Annotated in this window: 18 protein-coding genes; 14 read left to right on the top strand and 4 right to left on the bottom strand. The window is 60.1% G+C overall.

What is annotated here, in order from left to right; translation table 11 throughout:
• Positions 1-156: 156 nt before the first annotated feature.
• On the bottom strand, positions 157-1,707 hold the full coding sequence (norR, locus tag FW789_RS14315) for a nitric oxide reductase transcriptional regulator NorR (RefSeq protein WP_446431642.1): 1,551 nt from the start codon (positions 1,705-1,707) through the stop codon (positions 157-159).
• 150 nt (positions 1,708-1,857) lie between these two features.
• Here norR and hmpA point away from each other — a divergent pair, with 150 nt between their 5' ends.
• The 12 genes from hmpA (at position 1,858) to FW789_RS14255 (ending at position 13,617) form a co-directional block, all read left to right on the top strand.
• A complete protein-coding gene (gene hmpA, locus FW789_RS14310; protein ID WP_103436092.1) occupies positions 1,858-3,030 on the top strand; it encodes an NO-inducible flavohemoprotein in 1,173 nt (390 codons plus the stop codon).
• Between the two features lie 281 nt (positions 3,031-3,311).
• Entirely contained in the window at positions 3,312-3,818 is a 507-nt protein-coding gene (locus tag FW789_RS14305; RefSeq protein ID WP_103436093.1) for a disulfide bond formation protein B, read from the top strand.
• A 559-nt stretch (positions 3,819-4,377) separates the two neighbouring features.
• On the top strand, positions 4,378-5,322 hold the full coding sequence (gene cyoA / locus FW789_RS14300; protein ID WP_101316638.1) for a ubiquinol oxidase subunit II: 945 nt from the start codon (positions 4,378-4,380) through the stop codon (positions 5,320-5,322).
• A 3-nt stretch (positions 5,323-5,325) separates the two neighbouring features.
• Positions 5,326-7,344 (top strand): cytochrome o ubiquinol oxidase subunit I, encoded by a 2,019-nt coding sequence (cyoB, locus tag FW789_RS14295; RefSeq protein WP_103436095.1) that lies wholly within the window; start codon positions 5,326-5,328, stop codon positions 7,342-7,344.
• Positions 7,345-7,347: 3 nt separating this feature from the next.
• On the top strand, positions 7,348-7,971 hold the full coding sequence (locus FW789_RS14290; protein WP_103436096.1) for a cytochrome o ubiquinol oxidase subunit III: 624 nt from the start codon (positions 7,348-7,350) through the stop codon (positions 7,969-7,971).
• Positions 7,971-8,303 carry a cytochrome o ubiquinol oxidase subunit IV gene (gene cyoD / locus FW789_RS14285; protein WP_101316644.1) on the top strand — a complete coding sequence of 111 codons (333 nt, stop codon included), beginning with the start codon at positions 7,971-7,973 and terminating at the stop codon, positions 8,301-8,303. Before FW789_RS14290 ends, cyoD begins: the two co-directional genes overlap by 1 nt.
• A gap of 11 nt (positions 8,304-8,314) precedes the next feature.
• Complete coding sequence (cyoE, locus tag FW789_RS14280) at positions 8,315-9,202, top strand: heme o synthase (protein WP_103436097.1); 888 nt, start codon at positions 8,315-8,317, stop codon at positions 9,200-9,202.
• 129 nt (positions 9,203-9,331) lie between these two features.
• Positions 9,332-10,459 (top strand): hypothetical protein, encoded by a 1,128-nt coding sequence (locus tag FW789_RS14275; protein WP_186701445.1) that lies wholly within the window; start codon positions 9,332-9,334, stop codon positions 10,457-10,459.
• Between the two features lie 183 nt (positions 10,460-10,642).
• A complete protein-coding gene (gene alaC / locus FW789_RS14270; protein WP_446431641.1) occupies positions 10,643-11,851 on the top strand; it encodes an alanine transaminase in 1,209 nt (402 codons plus the stop codon).
• 149 nt (positions 11,852-12,000) lie between these two features.
• Entirely contained in the window at positions 12,001-12,375 is a 375-nt protein-coding gene (locus FW789_RS14265; protein ID WP_103438698.1) for a YkgJ family cysteine cluster protein, read from the top strand.
• An 86-nt stretch (positions 12,376-12,461) separates the two neighbouring features.
• Positions 12,462-13,025 carry a GNAT family N-acetyltransferase gene (locus tag FW789_RS14260; RefSeq protein WP_101316654.1) on the top strand — a complete coding sequence of 188 codons (564 nt, stop codon included), beginning with the start codon at positions 12,462-12,464 and terminating at the stop codon, positions 13,023-13,025.
• 52 nt (positions 13,026-13,077) lie between these two features.
• On the top strand, positions 13,078-13,617 hold the full coding sequence (locus FW789_RS14255) for a hypothetical protein (protein ID WP_103438699.1): 540 nt from the start codon (positions 13,078-13,080) through the stop codon (positions 13,615-13,617).
• 11 nt (positions 13,618-13,628) lie between these two features.
• Here FW789_RS14255 and FW789_RS14250 read toward each other — a convergent pair whose 3' ends face one another.
• The gene (locus FW789_RS14250) at positions 13,629-14,102 is read right to left on the bottom strand and encodes a DMT family transporter (protein ID WP_411562165.1); all 474 of its coding nucleotides are present in this window, start codon (positions 14,100-14,102) and stop codon (positions 13,629-13,631) included.
• Between the two features lie 90 nt (positions 14,103-14,192).
• Between FW789_RS14250 and FW789_RS14245 the strand changes: the two genes are divergently transcribed.
• Complete coding sequence (locus FW789_RS14245) at positions 14,193-15,101, top strand: LysR family transcriptional regulator (RefSeq protein WP_103436101.1); 909 nt, start codon at positions 14,193-14,195, stop codon at positions 15,099-15,101.
• Between the two features lie 95 nt (positions 15,102-15,196).
• Positions 15,197-15,589, top strand: coding sequence for a lysozyme inhibitor LprI family protein (locus tag FW789_RS14240; protein WP_242548530.1), 393 nt, complete (start codon positions 15,197-15,199; stop codon positions 15,587-15,589).
• An 18-nt stretch (positions 15,590-15,607) separates the two neighbouring features.
• Here the strand turns inward: FW789_RS14240 and FW789_RS14235 are convergent, their stop codons facing one another.
• The gene (locus FW789_RS14235) at positions 15,608-16,501 is read right to left on the bottom strand and encodes a bestrophin family protein (RefSeq protein WP_103436103.1); all 894 of its coding nucleotides are present in this window, start codon (positions 16,499-16,501) and stop codon (positions 15,608-15,610) included.
• Positions 16,502-16,606: 105 nt separating this feature from the next.
• Positions 16,607-17,257: a trypsin-like peptidase domain-containing protein gene (locus tag FW789_RS14230; protein ID WP_446431703.1), complete on the bottom strand. Its 651-nt coding sequence runs from the start codon at positions 17,255-17,257 to the stop codon at positions 16,607-16,609.
• Between the last annotated feature and the right edge of the window lie 534 nt (positions 17,258-17,791).

The raw sequence follows: 17,791 nt of genomic DNA, 5'->3' as shown, positions 1-17,791 counted from the left end.
CTGATGGCCCGGCGGTGAACACAGACCAGAGGGCCGGCGCAGACGTGCGCAGCGGCCGTCCAGAGCGGTCCTTGTTCACCGGTAGTAAGGGAGATATAGCAGCCGTGCGGGAGCCAACCAGAGGCTTTCTGGGTTAATCCTTTTGTGCAGTCGTCCTCATTTGAGGCCTAGCCGACGACATAAACGGCTGAGGTTTGCCCGGTCCAGACCGAGCTCGCGAGCCGCGCTCGCCCAGTTGTTCTGGTGCCTTTGCAGGCAGGCCTCAATTAGCTGGCGTTGATAAGTATCGACGGCCGTACGCAGGTCGCCGTTCGTCGTCTGAATCGCATCTGCGGGCAGCGGCAGAGCCGCGGCTGGCATGGGCGCTACGCTGCGCAGGTCGAGGTCAGCGGCCTGCAGGGTGAGAATGCGCGGGCGCTGTGCTTGCTGGCCAAGCGCCTTGAGCGCTGAACGGCCAATGAGGTGTTCCAGCTCGCGCACGTTGCCTGGCCAGTCGTACGCCAGCAGTGCGGCCTGGGCTTCGCTGCTCAGACGCAGGCTGTTCAAGCCCAGGCGCGAGCGGTTTTGTTCGAGGAAGTAACCGGCCAGCAGCAGCACGTCGCGGCCGCGCTCGCGCAGCGGCGGCACCTGCAAGGGGTACACACTCAAGCGATGATAGAAGTCGGCGCGGTAACGGCCGTTGCGCACTTCGTCGGCGAGGTCGCGGTTGGTCGCGGCGATCAAGCGCACGTCGACATGGTGCTCGCGGTCCGAGCCGAGCCGTTGCAATTGGCCGCTTTGCAGCACTCGCAGCAGCTTGGCCTGGACCGTCAGCGACAGCTCGCCGACCTCATCCAGGAACAAGGTACCGCCGTTGGCCAGTTCGAACTTGCCGCGACGCTCGCCATGGGCGCCGGTGAAGGCGCCGCGGACATGGCCGAACAGCTCGCTCTCGACCAGGGTATCCGGCAGCGCTGCGCAGTTGAGGCTGATCAGCGGCTTGTTGGCGCGGCCGCTGGCCTGGTGCAGGGCCTGGGCGACCAGCTCCTTGCCGACGCCGGTTTCGCCGGTGATCAACACGGTCAGGTCGCTGCTGCCGACCAGGCGGATTTCTTCGAGCAGATGGGTGTGGGCCTTACTCTGGCCGATCAGCTCCTTGTCCTGGCCACTGGCCTGACGATAGACCTCGGCTCGCTGGTGCTCGTCCTCGGCGCGCAGGGCCAGGTGCTGAATCCGCTCGGCGACGGTGACCGTGGCGGCGGCGAGGCTGGCGAAGGCCTGCAAGGCTTCCAGTTCCAGGCTCTGAAACTGCCCCGGGGTCAGTGCATCTAGGGTCAGCAGACCCCACGGCTGCTCGTCGACCAGCAACGGGCAGCCCATGCAGTCGTGGACCTCCAGGTTGGCGTCGGGGGCGTTGACCAGACCGTCGTACGGGTCGGGCAGGTCGCTGTCACTGGCGAAGCGGGTCGGTTCGCTGTGGCCGAGCAGAATCTTGAAGCGCGGATGCTCGCTGACCCGAAAGCGCCGGCCAAGGGTATCCGGGGCAAGCCCGTCGACCGCCAGCGGCACCAGCCATTCGCCATCCAACCGGAGCAACGCAGCCGCGTCGCAAGGCAGCAGGCTGCGCATGGCTTGCAGCAAGCGCCGGTAGCGTTCCTGGTCGGGCAGATCGCGGGACAGGTCGCTGACCAGCGGGAGAAGGGCGGTGAGCAGTGGCTTTGTGGTCATAAAGACTCCTTTTGGTCTTTATGACTATAGTCCGGGATTGGTCATTTTGACACTGCCTGGTTGAATGTCCCGGTTTTGCTGGGGCGAATAGTTGGCATGATTGCTGTAACAGCATCTGCATCCATTTGAAGCCCCTCAGGAGTTGCTGCAATGCTCAATGCCGACCAACGTGCAATCGTCAAAGCCACCGTACCGTTGCTGGAAAGCGGAGGGGAAGCGCTGACCACCCATTTCTATAAAATGATGCTCAGTGAATACCCAGAGGTACGTCCGCTGTTCAACCAGGCTCACCAGGCCAGCGGCGATCAACCGCGGGCGCTGGCCAATGGCGTACTGATGTATGCCCGCCATATCGACCAGCTCGAGCAACTGGGCGGTTTGGTCGGTCAGATCATCAACAAGCATGTCGCCTTGCAGATCCTGCCTGAGCACTACCCGATCGTCGGTCGTTGCTTGCTGCGCGCCATCGAGGAAGTATTGGGCAAGGACATCGCCACACCTGCGGTGATCGAAGCCTGGGCCGGCGCCTACGGCCAGCTGGCCGACATCCTCATCGGCGCTGAAGAAGGCCTGTATCAGCAGAAGGAGCAGGCCACTGGCGGCTGGCGTGGCGCGCGTAAGTTTCGCTTGGTACGCCGCGAACAGGAAAGCAGCGAGATCGTCTCGTTCTATTTTGCCGCGCAGGACGGCCAGCCGGTGCTCAAGGCCGAGCCTGGTCAGTACATCGGCCTGCAGCTGTTCATCGATGGCATCGAGCAGCGCCGCAACTATTCACTGTCGGCATTGAGCGATGGCCAGCAGTACCGCATCAGCGTCAAGCGGGAGGCGGGCGGCAAGGTCTCCAACTATCTGCATGAGCAGCTGATGGTGGGCGATACGCTCAATCTGTTCCCACCGTCAGGCGACTTCACCCTGGCGGCGAGTGACAAGCCGTTGGTACTCATCAGCGGTGGGGTCGGCATCACACCGACCTTGGCCATGCTCGAGGCTGCCCTGACGACGCAGCGTCCGGTACATTTCATTCATTGCGCGCGTAATGGCGCAGTGCATGCCTTCCGCGACTGGGTCGACGCGCTGGCTGAGCGTCATCCGCAGCTCAAACGCTTTTATTGCTACGCCGAAGCGGGGCAGGGCGCAGACGCCGTGGGCCTGTTGAGCGAGCAGCAATTGGCCGCATGGCTGCCGCAGGAGCGGGATGTCGATGCTTACTTCCTGGGGCCGAAGGCATTCATGGCGGCGGTCAAACGCCAGCTCAAAGGGTTGGGTGTGCCCGAAGCGCAGAGCCGTTACGAATTCTTCGGGCCGGCGGCTGCGCTGGAGTAAACCCGTTGTTACAGCCGGCTCGCGCGATCACGGGCCGGCTGCGGCTTAATCTCGCTTTAATCCCGCTATCCTTCACTTGCGTGTGTCGAGGCGCCTGCGCCTGCCCGGCATTCGCCCGCCTATATACAGGGCCGTCGTTGAACTGAAGAGGTTTGGCTCGGTCCTAGTGTCTCCGGAGAGTGGCGCTTGCCGTTGCCTCGACGCATCCACGCTCATGGCCAGCGTGTAAACTGCCCAGCGGCTGGCCTGCGTGCTGTCACTCTCCCTCGAAGGAATCGGCAATGAACGAACAACTCTCGCGCCTGAACCGTGAACGGCGCTTTCTGGCCCTGCTGGGCCTGATCTGCCTGGCGCTGATTGGCGGCGCGCTGTATATGCAGATTGTCCTCGGCGAGGCGCCATGCCCGCTGTGCATCCTGCAACGCTATGCATTGCTGCTGATCGCGCTGTTTGCCTTCATCGGCGCGGCAATGCCCAACCGCCGGAGCCTGACCCTGTTCGAAGGGCTGGTGGTACTCAGTGCCATTGGTGGAATCGTTGCGGCTGGGCGCCATGTGTATATACTCGCCAACCCTGCGGTCAGTTGCGGTATCGACACCCTGCAACCGATCGTCGATGACTTGCCACTGGCCAAGGTCTGGCCACTGGCGTTCCAGGTCGAGGGTTTCTGCAGCACGCCATACCCTCCGCTGCTGGGTCTGTCGCTGGCGCAATGGGCGCTGCTGGCGTTCGTGCTGACCGCGATTCTGGTGCCGGTAGGCATCTATCGCAACCGCAAACGGGCTTAGACCAAAGTACCGCTTGAGCGCAAGTCTGTTGCACGGCGAGAGAAGCCCCTTTTCTCGCCATTCGCTTGATCCAGATCAATGACTAAGCCTTGCAGAATCAGCGTTTCAGGCCTGTAGGACGGGGTGCGACAAACTGTCGCGAACCTGATTTTCCCTACTCCATTGTTACCGAATCTGCAAAAGACTGTTGCTCAATAAGTCATAGTCAAGGGTGGGCGACCTATCTACAATCGCCCCCAATTTCCGTTCGGCACTGCTTGCGAGTCGCAGGATTTGAAGGAAGCCACGGCCTCCTTTTTGCTGACTTCGTCAAGTTTCGCCCAACGGCGATACCGGGCGGACACCCCTCCGCGTTAACCCGCACCAAATGGACTTGGTACAGCTGTACGGGCCGTTTGCCTACACCATAAATACCGTTAAGCCCGCTAACCGCCCAGGTCCACGTTGAGGACCCCAGGCAGGAGCGAATTCGAGCCAAAATTGCTGACGCTTGGCAGGACGAAGTGTTGGTGACCAAAACACAAATTGCATTGAAGCAAGCTGATCTAGAGGTCGTGAGATGAGTAAAAAGCGTTACCCCAGACTGTTTGGCATATTGCCCTTTTTAGGCATGCTTTTACTCAGTGGGTGCAACTGGACCCTGCTCGACCCGAAGGGTCAGGTCGGCATTGAGCAAAAGAACCTTATCCTGATCGCTACCGGTCTGATGCTGCTGGTGGTTGTGCCGGTCATCATCATGACTTTGGCATTTGCCTGGAAGTATCGTGCTTCCAACAAGGCAGCCACCTACACTCCAGACTGGTCGCACTCGACCAAGATCGAACTGGCCGTGTGGATCATCCCGGTCATCATCATCGTTGCCCTGGGCTACGTGACCTACGTGTCCACGCACAAGCTGGATCCGTATCGTCCGCTGGATTCCGACGTGAAGCCGGTGCAGGTCGATGTGGTCGCGCTGGACTGGAAATGGCTGTTCATCTATCCGGAACAGGGCATTGCCACCGTCAACACGCTGGTCTTCCCGGCCAACACGCCGGTGAACTTCCGTGTGACCTCGGACGCTGTGATGAACTCGTTCTTCATCCCGGGTCTTGGTGGCCAGATCTACGCGATGGCGGGCATGACCACCAAACTGCACCTGATCGCCAACGAGAACGGTGTGTTTGACGGTATCAGCGCCAACTACAGCGGTGCTGGTTTCACCGGCATGAAGTTCAAGGCTACTGCCACTTCCCAGGCCGACTTCGAGAAGTGGGTTGCTGAAGTCAAGCAGTCGCCAAAAACGCTGAGCAAGGCTGAATACGAAGCTTTGGCCAAACCAAGCGAAAACCACCCAGTCACGCTGTACAGCGTGGCCTCGCCTGACCAGTTCCAGACCATCGTCGACAAGTACGAAGGCATGAACCGCGGTCGGCCGAACCACGAAGAACAAGGCAGCAAAGACCTGGCCACAACCCAGGGTGTGGAGTCGAGTAAGCAACCAGCTGCCGGGGCAGAGGAGTAAGAGATGTTCGGTAAATTAAGTCTGGAGGCGATCCCGTATCACGAGCCGATAGTCATGGTGACACTTGCCATGATCGCGCTGGGTGGTATCGCTGTAGTAGGTCTGATCACCTACTTCCGCAAGTGGACCTACTTGTGGACCGAGTGGCTGACGACTGTCGACCACAAGAAAATCGGCGTGATGTACATCATCGTCGCCATGATCATGCTGATCCGCGGCTTTGCCGACGCCATCATGATGCGTACCCAGCTGGCCGTGGCCACGGGTGGCGAGACCGGCTATCTGCCGCCTGAACACTATGACCAGATCTTCACCGCGCACGGTGTGATCATGATCATCTTCATGGCGATGCCGTTCTTCACTGGTCTGATGAACCTTGCGGTTCCGCTGCAGATCGGTGCACGTGACGTGGCCTTCCCGTTCCTCAACTCCCTGAGCTTCTACCTGCTGCTGGCAGGCGTGCTGCTGGTCAACATCTCCCTGGGTGTTGGTGAGTTCGCCAAGACTGGCTGGGTTGCGTATCCGCCGCTTGCGGGTATTCAGTACAGTCCGGGCGTGGGTGTCGACTACTACATCTGGGCACTGCAGCTATCGGGTCTGGGGACAACGCTGACCGGCGTCAACTTCCTCGTCACCGTGATGAAAATGCGCGCGCCTGGCATGAAGCTGATGGACATGCCGATCTTCACCTGGACCTGCACCTGGGCCAACGTGCTGATCGTGGCTTCGTTCCCGATCCTGACCGCTGCACTCGCTCTGCTGACTGTTGACCGTTATCTGGACTTCCATATCTTCACCAACGAGCTTGGTGGGAACCCGATGATGTACGTCAACCTGTTCTGGGCGTGGGGTCACCCTGAGGTTTACATTCTGATTCTGCCGGCCTTCGGCGTGTTCTCGGAAGTTACCTCGACGTTCTCTGGCAAACGCCTGTTCGGCCACCACTCGATGATTTATGCATCGGGCGCGATCGCCATTCTCGGCTTTGCAGTTTGGCTGCACCACTTCTTCACCATGGGTGCCGGCGCGAGCGTCAACACCTTCTTCGGCCTGGCGACGATGTTGATCTCCATCCCGACCGGTGTGAAGTTGTTCAACTGGCTGTTCACCATGTATCAAGGCCGCGTGCGCTTCACCGCGCCGATGCTGTGGACCCTGGGCTTCATGGTCACCTTCTCGATCGGTGGCATGACTGGCGTTCTGCTGGCTGTTCCAGGTGCTGACTTCGTGCTGCACAATAGCCTGTTCGTTATCGCGCACTTCCACAACGTGATCATCGGTGGTGCGGTATTCGGCTACATTGCCGGCTTCGCCTTCTGGTTCCCGAAAGCCTTTGGTTTCACCCTGAACGAGAAGTGGGGCAAAGCTGCCTTCTGGTTCTGGATCTCGGGCTTCTACGTTGCGTTCATGCCGCTGTACGCCCTGGGCTTCATGGGCATGACCCGTCGTCTGAACCACACCGAAAACCCACTGTGGGAACCCTACCTGTGGGTAGCGGTAGTCGGCGCCGTGCTGATCCTGTTCGGTATCGCTTGCCAGCTGATCCAGCTGTTCGTGTCGATCCGCGATCGCAACCAGAACCTGGACGTCACTGGCGATCCATGGGGTGGCCGTACGCTGGAGTGGTCGACTTCTTCGCCGCCGCCGTTCTACAACTTCGCTCACATGCCTGAGAAAGTTGGTCTGGACGCCTGGCACGAAGCCAAGGAAGCCGAAGTTGCGTACAAGGTTCCGGCCAAGTACGAAGCGATCCACATGCCAAGCAACACCTCTACCGGTCTGTTCATGGGCATGTTGTTGACCGTCTTCGGCTTTGCCTTCATCTGGCATATCTGGTGGCTGGTTGGCGCAAGCCTGGTAGCAACCATCGCAGTCTTCGTTCGCCACGCTGCACGTGACGACCAGGGCTACATGGTGCCGGCTGAAGAAGTGGCGCGCATCGAAGGCGAGCGCATGCAAGCGTTGGCCAAAGCAGGTGCTCTGCCTGCCGGCGCACGTGTCGAATCGTTTGAACGGGTGTAATCAATGTCCAGTCAAGTAATCCACGGTGACGCTCATGGTCATGACCATGGGCACGACGATCACCACCACGACTCGGGCCAGATGACCGTACTTGGTTTCTGGCTGTACCTGATGACCGACTGCATCCTGTTTGCGTCGCTCTTCGCCACCTACGCGGTGCTGTCCGGCGGTTTCGCCGGCGGCCCGTCGGGTCACGACATCTTCCAGCTCGACTTCGTGCTGGTTGAAACCGCGTTCCTGCTGCTGTCCTCGATCACCTTCGGCTTCGCCATGCTGAAGATGTTCGACGGCAACAAGGCAGGTGTACTGGGCTGGTTGGCTGTGACCTTCCTGTTCGGCGCTGGCTTCATCGCGATGGAAATCTATGAATTCCATCACCTGATCGCCGAGGGTTACGGCCCGCAGCGCAGTGGTTTCCTGTCGGCGTTCTTCGCGCTGGTCGGTACCCACGGTCTGCACGTGACTGCCGGTCTGATCTGGATGGCGATCATGATGTATCAGATCAACAAGCACGGCATCACGCCGACTGCCAAGACCCGCATGAGCTGCCTGAGCCTGTTCTGGCACTTCCTCGACGTGGTCTGGATCTGCGTATTCACCGTCGTTTACCTGTTGGGGGTTCTGTAATGGCTAACGCACACGACACTCATCACGAAGGTAGCCACGGCAGCGTCAAGTCGTACATGGTCGGTTTCGTACTGTCGATCATCCTGACTGCGATCCCGTTCGGCCTGGTCATGTTCCCGACTTTTCCGAAGAACCTGACCGTCTTGATCGTGGTGGCCATGGCCGTCATTCAGGTAGTGGTACACCTAGTGTACTTCCTGCACATGGACCGCTCGAAAGAGCAGCGTTCCAATGTGTCGACGTTCCTGTTCACCGTTCTGGTAATCGCGCTGCTGGTCGGCCTGTCGCTGTGGATCATGTTCAGCATCCACTTCGAAATGATGGCCAAGTGAGGTAAGACTGCATGTCACTGAAGCACTTTATCCAAATCACCAAACCGGGGATCATTTTCGGTAACGTGCTTTCCGTGGCAGGCGGTTTCTTCCTTGCCTCCAGCGGGCATGTGGATTTCGCCCTGTTCCTGGCGGTGGTTCTCGGTACCTCGATGGTGGTGGCGTCCGGTTGCGTGTTCAACAACTGCATCGACCGTGACATCGACATCAAGATGGAGCGCACCAAGAACCGCGTGATGGTCCAGGGCGGCATGTCGCTGCCGCTGGCGCTGATTTACGCCACCCTGCTTGGGCTGGGTGGTTTCAGCTTGCTGTACGTGCAGGCCAACCCGTTGGCGGCGTACTGCGCCCTGATCGGGTTCGTCGTCTACGTCGGTTTCTACAGCCTCTGGCTGAAGCGCAAATCGGTGCACGGCACCTTGGTTGGCAGCCTGTCCGGTGCCATGCCTCCGGTGATCGGCTACTGCGCCGTGAGCAACAGCTTCGACCTGGCTGCAGTGACCCTGCTGGTGATGTTCAGCCTGTGGCAGATGCCGCACAGCTTTGCCATCGCGATCTTCCGCTTCAAGGATTACAGCGCTGCCAATATTCCGGTTCTGCCGGTGGCGCGCGGTATCCTCGCGGCGAAAAAGCAGATCGTGCTGTACGTGCTGGCATTCGTCCTCGCTACCCTGATGCTGACCCTTGGCGGTTACGCCGGGCTCGGTTACATGGCGGTTGCCGCCGGTATGGGCCTGTACTGGTTGTACATGGCCTGGGGCGGCTACAAGGCTGAAGATGACAGCAAGTGGGCGCGCAAGGTATTTGGCTTCTCCATCCTCACCGTCACTGCCTTGAGCGTGATGATGTCGGTAGACAGCCAGACTGCCGCTGACGTGCTCATGACCTACGCACGCTGATAGTCGCTGTTAGGAAAAACCCTGGCACCAAGGCCAGGGTTTTTTTTGCCTGCTTGGCAGGCCTTCCTGCTTATCCGGTCCGCTATCGAACCCTTAAGTTGCACGCTCCAATCATGAGGATGTGCAGCTATGGGTGTTTTTACAGTTTACTTTTGTGGAACCGGCTCTACTGCAGGTGACGTTACCAATCGGGATTACTGGAATGGCGAGCTGGTGTCCAGCCTCGCCTTCAAAGACCAGGGGCGTGAGTTTGCCGACAAGATCGTGGTGGACGGCCCGGGCAGCGGCAATCTGCAGGATGACAACCTGTTCGTCGATGACCGCGATCACGGCGCCGCCATGGGGGCTTTGCTGGGCAAAGGTTGGGAGGAGAATGTCGCCCATGCCCTGCAAGTCATCAAGGGCAATAGTATCTGGCAGCGTGGCAAGCGTACTCAGGCCGAGTACCAAAACCTGAAGAACGCCGGCGTACCCATCCCTGATGCCGGCAGCACCGGCAAGTGGTTCCGAGATCGCTACGACTACGGTGATCGTCCGACCACTCCGCAAGAGCTGCAAGAGCGGATCATCCAGCAGTTTCGCAAGCCATTGATCCCGACAGTGGTCAACCTGGTTGGCTGGAGCCGCGGTGGCATCAGCTGCCACATGCTGGCCAACGCAATGGCGGCAGACCCTGAGCTTGAGCACATACCCGTGAATATCCTGGCGCTGGACCCGGTGCCCGGCATTCTCAATATCCAGGCACCACGAGTGAAGCTGGCGGCCAACGTCAAAGAGTACGTTGGGTTTTACGCGCGGGACGAACGCTCCAAGGGCTTTGCCTGTGTGGTTCCCGAGGTGCAGCCCGGTACCCGTATGAGTATCTTCCCCATACCAGGCCGACACGCAACTCTGGTGGGCAACGCATCTGCGACCGGGGAGGGCGGCGGTGATGCATTGAAGGAGCCGGGGCTGATCGTTCGCCACTTTGCCGATAGTTGCTTGACTCGATGGGGAGTGCAGTTGGAAAAAGGCATGGCGTTGAGCGACAGCCAACTGAGAGCCTGCCTAGAGGCGCTGGAGCAGGACGATGCGCAGTATCTGGCGATGCGCAAAAAATCCTACACCTTCATTACCGAAAGCGACGGCGCTGAACGCTTTGTGCATCACGGTAGCGTGGGCAAGGCGTTCAGCTTCGTACGTGGTGAGCACCTTGACCCAAGCGATGGCCTGAGCGTAACGCGCTTGGAGCTCAACAGCTACAAGGCACTGCGCTGATGGCATAGCCGTCTGCGGTCTGACCGAGCACGGGGTCGGTCACGGCATAAGTCTGAAAATCACAACAAAAACAGGAAAATATACTTTACAGGTGTCTGTTTTCGGCATTATCTTCTGATTCGGCCGCTGCGGCGGCCAGCGTCGCTCGGACGGTTCCGGGCGCTTACGTCTTCAGAGGTAGTTATGGCCAACGCAGGTTCGCCGCGCCGCTTTGCGCGTATTGATCGTCTCCCCCCCTATGTTTTCAACATCACTGCTGAGCTGAAAATGGCGGCCCGTCGTCGTGGTGAGGACATCATCGACTTGAGCATGGGCAATCCCGACGGGGCTACTCCACCGCACATCGTCGAGAAGCTGGTGCAGGTCGCCCAACGTGACGACACCCATGGTTACTCCACCTCACGCGGCATTCCGCGCCTGCGTCGGGCCATTTCACGCTGGTATCAGGACCGTTACCAGGTCGATATCGATCCTGAAAGCGAAGCCATCGTTACCATAGGCTCGAAAGAGGGGCTGGCGCATCTGATGCTGGCCACCCTTGACCACGGCGATACCGTGCTGGTGCCCAACCCTAGCTACCCGATCCATATCTACGGCGCGGTGATTGCTGGTGCACAAGTGCGCTCAGTGCCACTTGTGCCGGGAGTGGATTTCTTCACCGAACTTGAGCGGGCGATCCGCGAGTCGATCCCCAAGCCGAAAATGATGATCCTGGGCTTCCCGTCCAACCCGACTGCGCAATGTGTCGAGCTGGATTTCTTCGAGCGTGTGGTAGCGCTGGCCAAGCAATACGACGTGCTGGTCATCCACGATCTGGCCTATGCCGACATTGTCTACGACGGCTGGAAGGCCCCTTCGATCATGCAGGTGCCCGGTGCCAAGGACATCGCGGTGGAGTTCTTCACGCTGTCCAAAAGCTACAACATGGCCGGCTGGCGGATTGGTTTCATGGTCGGCAATCCAGAGCTGGTCAGCGCCCTTGGGCGGATCAAGAGCTATCACGATTACGGCACCTTCACCCCGCTGCAGGTTGCAGCCATTGCCGCCCTTGAGGGTGATCAGCAATGCGTGCGCGACATCGCCGAGCGATACCGCCAGCGCCGCAACCTGCTGGTCAAGGGCTTGCACGAGCTGGGCTGGATGGTCGAGAACCCCAAGGCCTCGATGTACATCTGGGCGAAGATACCCGAGGCGTACGCACACCTGGGCTCGCTGGAGTTCGCGAAGAAGCTGCTGGCCGAGGCCAAGGTCTGCGTATCGCCAGGGATCGGCTTCGGCGATTACGGCGATGACCATGTGCGCTTTGCCCTGATCGAAAACCAGGACCGCATCCGTCAGGCGATTCGTGGCATTCGCCAGATGTTCCGGGCGGATGGGCTGACCACCAAGTAACCTCTTCGCACGCTTAACAGCCAACCGACATGCCGCCGATCAGCGGCATGTTTTTTTTCATATACCCTCTTCTCAGCCACCCCCGGTTGGATCAACAATGGCGCCGCGGGCTCAGCCCCGATAACAACAACTCTCCCTCCCTGGCGATCATGTCCGAATATAACCCTTGCCTTGACTGCGGCGCGTGCTGCGGGTACTTCCGTGTGTCCTTCTTCTGGGGCGAATGCCAGTCATCGGGCGGTGTTGTGCCGGACGATCTGGTGGTGCAGATCACCCCGAGCCGGGTCGCCATGATCGGCACCGACGCCAAGCCTTGCCGCTGCATCAGCCTCGATGGCGAGATTGGTAAGCAGGTGGGGTGCAGCATCTACGCCAACCGTTCCACGCCCTGCCGCGAGTTCGAGGCGTCCTGGGTGGATGGCGTGCACAACCCCAGTTGCGACGCAGCCCGTGCTGCGTACGGGTTACCGCCGCTGGAGGCCAACGAGCCGCACTGGCCAGATGAAGGCGCCGAGGTGGCGTGATTGCATTGGGTTGAAAATGCCCGGTGACCCTGGGGTCCGACTGACGCTAGACTGTCATCTTTCCAGCGATGGACAGGAGGTCCGGCGTGACCCAGCCCCGCAGTTTCCCCTCTGACTTGCTCCTTGAAAGCCCGCGCCTGCAACTGCGCCCGATGCGTCATGCCGACGCCGCGCAGTGGTTGGAGATGATGGCCGACCCGCAGGTCATGCGTTACTGGCACCACGCCCCGTGGCAGGACCTGGCCGAGGCGCAAAGCGCGCTGGCGGCAGATCGCGAAGCGTATGCCAAGGGCGAGCAACTCAAGCTTGGCATGTACCGGCGCGACACCGGGGCGCTGATCGGCATGGTCCAGCTGTTCAACATCGACGACGTCTCCCGCCGTGGCGAAATCGGCTATTGCCTGGCCAGCAGCGTGCAGGGCCGCGGCTACATGGACGAAGCACTGACCTGCTTCATCGATTACCTTGCGCACACGCTGCACCTGCGTCGCCTGGAAGGTGAAATCGACCCGCGCAATCAGGGCTCGGCACGTACTCTTGAGCGTCAGGGCTTTGTCCTTGAAGGCACCCTGCGGGCCCGCTGGTGCGTGGCCGGGGAGTTGTCTGATTCGGGTATCTACGGCCTGTTGCTGGAGCCACCGGTTGCCTGATATGACGGTGAATGACGGTCGGGTGAGCGCCGGTCGCCGCTGGTTCCTGCAGTTGCCCACGTTCTATATCGCCCTGAGCCTGTTGCTGTTCCTCTGCAGTCTGGCGTTTGACGGTGTCTACCTGAGCGCGGGGCGGCATATGCCCGCCTTGCAGATCCTGCTGTACGGGCCTTGGGGGATTCCGTTCGAGCACTACCAGTGGTTTGCCAATCCTTTGTTGGCCCTGGCCGTGCTCAGTCACCGGCGCTTTCGCCGGCTGGCACTGGTGCTGGGCCTCGCCGCGCTGTATCTGGCGGCGAGCAGCCTGGGCATCGATCGCCTGCCGGACAACCGCAGCTATGCCTTCCAGGACCTGATTGGTTTTGGCGCGGGCTTTTACCTGTGGCTGGCGGCAATCGCGTTATTCTGCGCGGGGCAGGCCTGGTGGTGCTGGAAGGCCCGCAGTGCTGCGCAAATGCCAGGATGGCGCTGGCTCGACGTGGCCTTGATCGCCGCGTTGGGGGTGACGGTGTACGTTGCCACCGAAATGCCCTCGCTGCGCTTTCAAGTGGAAAGAGTGCTGGACCCGCCGATTCAACCGCAGACCTTCTGACCGGTCTGCTGTCAGCGCGCAGTGCCCCACTGCACCAGCAGCATGCCTAGCACGATCATGCCCACGCCAGCCAGCCTGAGGCTGTTGACAGGTTTTTCTGGCAGGCCCATCAAGCCCCATTGATCGATCAGCAATGAGGACAGTACCTGCCCGGCGATCACGCAGACGATAAACCCGGCCGCACCCAGGCGCGGTGTGAGAATCAGCGCGGCAGTGATGTATAACACGCCTGCCAATCCTCCCAGCCAGGCCCACCACGGCGCCTGGGTCAGATTCTGCAGCTGCGGCAGCGGGGCCCGCAGCACCAGCAATGCCGGTATCAGCAACATCAGGCTGACCAATAACGAAACACCCGCGGCCCATAACGGATGCCCCAGCAGTCGGCCGAGGGCGGCGTTGCTGCCTGCCTGGAACGGCACAGCTGCGCCGGCCAGCAGGGCGATCAGCATGGGGAACAGGACAGACAAGGCAAGTGCATGCGGCATTGGGATGCTCCTGAATAAATGACTGGCTGCAGTCTGTGTTATCCATTTCAATGATGGAAATTCGAACTCCGCACAGTTGGTATTCGCTACATGGATGATCTGCGCCGCATCGACCTCAATCTGCTGCTGACCCTAAACGCGCTGCTCAGTGAGCAGCACGTGTCCCGCGCCGCGTTGCGTCTGCATCGCAGTCAGCCTGCGGTGAGCCATGCGCTGGCTCAGTTGCGAGAGATCTTTGCCGATCCGCTGTTGGTGCGGCGTGGTGGCAGGCTGCAGCTGAGCCCTCGTGCGCAATCCCTGCGCGAGCCTTTGCAGCATGCGTTGCAGCAGTTGGACGGTCTGCTTGGTAGTCCCGGCTTTGAAGCCGGCAAATCGCGTCGTACTTTTCGCCTGTCGATGTCGGACTATGGCGGCAGGGTGTTGCTGCCCGGCCTGTTACGGCAGGTCCGCGAAGAGGCGCCCGGGGTCGACCTGGTGGTCTCGCAGGGCAGCCGAGAGGCCATGCTGGGGCAGTTGATCGACGGAGAAGTGGATCTGGCGCTCGGCGTGTTCCCCGATTGGCCGGCTGAAGTGCAGCGCCAGGTGCTGTTCGAAGAAAGTTTTATCTGTGTGGCCGACCGCAGGAGCCTGCCGCAGCGCGCAGGGCTGAGCTTGAGTCAGTGGTTACAGCGCCCCCACGTGCTGGTTGCGGTGCGGCCGGGCATCGACAATGAGATCGATCGCGCCCTGCAGCAGGTGGGCGAGCAACGGCGGATTGCCTTGACGCTGCCGCACTGGGGCGTAGCGCAGACACTGTTGGTTGGCACCGATCTGATACTTACGGTGGCGCGGCGAAGCCTCAGCGGGGCTCGTCTGGACCCGGCGCTGCGTACCTTCGCCCCGCCATTGGCGATCGCACCTTTTGCTTTTGCCCAGGCGTGGCATGTGCGCCGGGAAGGCGACGCCGGCCATGCCTGGTTGCGTGCGCGGGTGGCGAGCATCTGTCAGAACACAGAGTGAGCCGAGTGGGTTTGGTCTGATTGTTGCCGCTGGTAGCCGGCCTTGGGTGGGGAAGTGCTAGGCTGGTCGCCGTCACTCATCCGCGAGACTTGCTCATGCGTAACCGCACTACTATCGCCATGACCTTGATCCTGGGTTGCTCGAGCGCAGCCGCCAGCGCCGACGACTTTTCCACCAGTTATACCGAGTGTATGGACAAGGCCTCCAGTACCGTTGCCATGAGCAGCTGTATCCAAAGCGAGACCAGCCTGCAGGATCAGCGTCTGAACCGTGTCTACAAGCAGTTGCAGGCCAAGCTTGCAGGCGATGCGCAGAAGGCCTTGCGCGCGGCGCAGCGCAGCTGGATCAAGTATCGCGATGACAACTGCGCCCTCCATAGCCAGGCCAGCGGCGGCACCCTGCGCCAGATCGAGGCCGGCACATGTGTGATGGGCATGACCCGCGACCGTGCCGCGGAGCTTGAGCGGATACTCAGCCCGGGGCAATGACTGGCTGGCCTTGGATGATTAGTCCGTGGTTACCTGGCCGCACTGGGCTTCGCGCTGCATCGATTCCAGATTGCGCTCGATGGTTTCGCAGATGGTGTCCATCTGGATCTGATGCTCGCTGAAGCGGAACGGGCTCTGCAGGTCGGAGCCGATCCGCTCGATCGCCAGCAGCATGAAGCCCACCACGGTCGAGGCCAGTGGGGTGAACCAGCCCAGCGACTCGACCAGGCCGATCGGCACGATCAGGCAGAACAGCGAAATGAACAACCGCGGGAAGTACACATAAGGGTAGGGCAATGGCGTGTTGGCGATCCGCTCCATCCCGCCTTGCGCGTTGGACAGGTCAACCAGGGTCGACTCCAGCCGGGCAAGGCGAATGCTGTCCAGCCGGCCGGCCTTGTATTCGCGGGCGAGCAAGGCGGCCGAGCCGCTGAGGATGTCATTGGCGAAGTTGTTCGAGCGATTACGCCGCTCGAATTCCTTGGGTCGGATAAACGCCATCAGCTCGTCTGGGCATGCTTCCCCCTTCAAGTGCGCCGCCAGGCAATTCACGTAGGCGACATGCCGGCGCAACAAGGTAGCCTTGATCGGGTTCAAGCCCTCATCGTCGTCATCAATCAGGGTCAGCACCTGGCGCGCGAAACTGCGCGAGCTGTTGACCAGCGCGCCCCACAGGGTGCGTGCCTCCCACCAGCGGTTATAGGCACTGCTGTTACGGAAGCTGACCAGCACCACCAGAGCAGAGCCGAGCAACGTCAGTGGCATCAGCGGCAAGGTGAACTTGCTGTTGAAGAACAGCATGAAATCGATTGTGACCAGGACATCCCAGATCAACAGCCAGAACAGCGACCAACCGATATAGCCGAAGGTCTTCGCCACCAGGCGCAGCTTGCGGGCGATGAGTTGTTTCACGCGGTTGACCTCGAACGGAGCGGATGCAGATCCGACGCCGGACGAGGTCCAAGGTTCGCGGCTGTTGGTCGGGGCGCTGTAACCAAACGTTTTCAGGCCCTTGGTTCATCGTGCTGTGGCAGCAACTACCATGCCTCTGACCGGCGTCACCGGCAGTTGCGGCTTGCCCTTCTTGGCCAGCAGATGCTGATAACGCCGCCATTCCTTGTCGATCTCGCTGTAGGACATGAACACACTGATGCGCTCGCTGCTGGCCAGGTCGGCGCGGTCATGCGCCTGCACTTCGTCCCTGGACAGATAAGCGATATTGATACCCAGCACCTTGCCGTCGTCGGCAAACACCGGGCCGCCCGACATGCCTTTGGTAATAGGGCCGTCATGCACCCCATAGAACACGCTGCCCTTGGTACCTTGCAGACGCACCAGTGAGGGCAATGCGTGGCCTTTGCCTTGCATCGGCATCATCAGGCTGTTGAAACCGACGGCTGTCACTGCTTCGCCAGGCACATAATGGCGCCACAGCGGAACCTGGGTTGCCTTGTGCTTGAAGAACACCACATCGCCCAGGCCTTCATGGACAATGTTCGGCAAAAACGGGGTGTGTTTGGCGGTGACGGCGTAGTCCTCGTTCCACTGAATGGCAGAGGCCATCAGCAGCATCGGCAACGGGCCGCGCGAGGTGACTACGAAAGCCTGATCATAGACCGGATCAGATACATACGAGGTTGGCACTCCATTGCACCCACTCAGCAGCATCATTGCTGCCAGACAGGGCACGATTTTGCTCATGAATTACACACAGAAGACTGGAGCGCCAATATGGCGATGAGCCATCACCAAGGCAATACTTTATTGCTATACCCGACGAGCGACAGCTTAAGTTGTAGATGGCCACTGGCCCAATTGATTCGGCGGATGCCTGCGGCTGCTGCCGCCAGCGTACGGGCGCCAGTGTTTTGCCTGGCGGGTGTGGCGCGGGCAGGCCGCTCTTCTATATAGAGAGGAATCGTAGTGGAGGCTGGCTGTATGCGACCCGCCATAAAAAATGCGGGAGGGGGGTTGACCGGCTTTTTCTATCCTGTATTATTCGCCTCCCGCTAGCGAGAAGCTTCAAGCTGATCCTGGCGCAAGCAACTGATTTGATTGAACAAATCAAAAATAAAAGGTTGCTAAGTGAGATGAGCTTCTGTAGGATGCGCATCTCGGTTGAGGCGACAAGCTCTTAACCAACCGCTCTTTAACAAATTGAATCAAGCAATTCGTGTGGGTGCTTGTGAGTACGGTTTGATA

Source organism: Pseudomonas sp. 1121_17, from assembly GCF_052850745.1.
Note: the sequence above shows the minus strand (reverse complement) of the source record. Positions and strands in the feature narration are given on the sequence as shown.

Excerpts from the sequence above, each read along its gene's own strand:
- FW789_RS14230 (WP_446431703.1), bottom strand. The coding sequence starts at position 17,257 with ATGCTGCTGAGTGGGTGCAATGGAGTGCCAACCTCGTATGTATCTGAT.
- FW789_RS14240 (WP_242548530.1), top strand. The coding sequence starts at position 15,197 with ATGCGTAACCGCACTACTATCGCCATGACCTTGATCCTGGGTTGCTCG.
- FW789_RS14250 (WP_411562165.1), bottom strand. The coding sequence starts at position 14,102 with ATGCCGCATGCACTTGCCTTGTCTGTCCTGTTCCCCATGCTGATCGCC.
- hmpA (WP_103436092.1), top strand. The coding sequence starts at position 1,858 with ATGCTCAATGCCGACCAACGTGCAATCGTCAAAGCCACCGTACCGTTG.
- FW789_RS14275 (WP_186701445.1), top strand. The coding sequence starts at position 9,332 with ATGGGTGTTTTTACAGTTTACTTTTGTGGAACCGGCTCTACTGCAGGT.
- FW789_RS14245 (WP_103436101.1), top strand. The coding sequence starts at position 14,193 with ATGGATGATCTGCGCCGCATCGACCTCAATCTGCTGCTGACCCTAAAC.
- FW789_RS14290 (WP_103436096.1), top strand. The coding sequence starts at position 7,348 with ATGTCCAGTCAAGTAATCCACGGTGACGCTCATGGTCATGACCATGGG.
- FW789_RS14265 (WP_103438698.1), top strand. The coding sequence starts at position 12,001 with ATGTCCGAATATAACCCTTGCCTTGACTGCGGCGCGTGCTGCGGGTAC.
- alaC (WP_446431641.1), top strand. The coding sequence starts at position 10,643 with ATGGCCAACGCAGGTTCGCCGCGCCGCTTTGCGCGTATTGATCGTCTC.
- cyoE (WP_103436097.1), top strand. The coding sequence starts at position 8,315 with ATGTCACTGAAGCACTTTATCCAAATCACCAAACCGGGGATCATTTTC.
- cyoB (WP_103436095.1), top strand. The coding sequence starts at position 5,326 with ATGTTCGGTAAATTAAGTCTGGAGGCGATCCCGTATCACGAGCCGATA.
- cyoD (WP_101316644.1), top strand. The coding sequence starts at position 7,971 with ATGGCTAACGCACACGACACTCATCACGAAGGTAGCCACGGCAGCGTC.
- norR (WP_446431642.1), bottom strand. The coding sequence starts at position 1,707 with ATGACCACAAAGCCACTGCTCACCGCCCTTCTCCCGCTGGTCAGCGAC.
- cyoA (WP_101316638.1), top strand. The coding sequence starts at position 4,378 with ATGAGTAAAAAGCGTTACCCCAGACTGTTTGGCATATTGCCCTTTTTA.
- FW789_RS14305 (WP_103436093.1), top strand. The coding sequence starts at position 3,312 with ATGAACGAACAACTCTCGCGCCTGAACCGTGAACGGCGCTTTCTGGCC.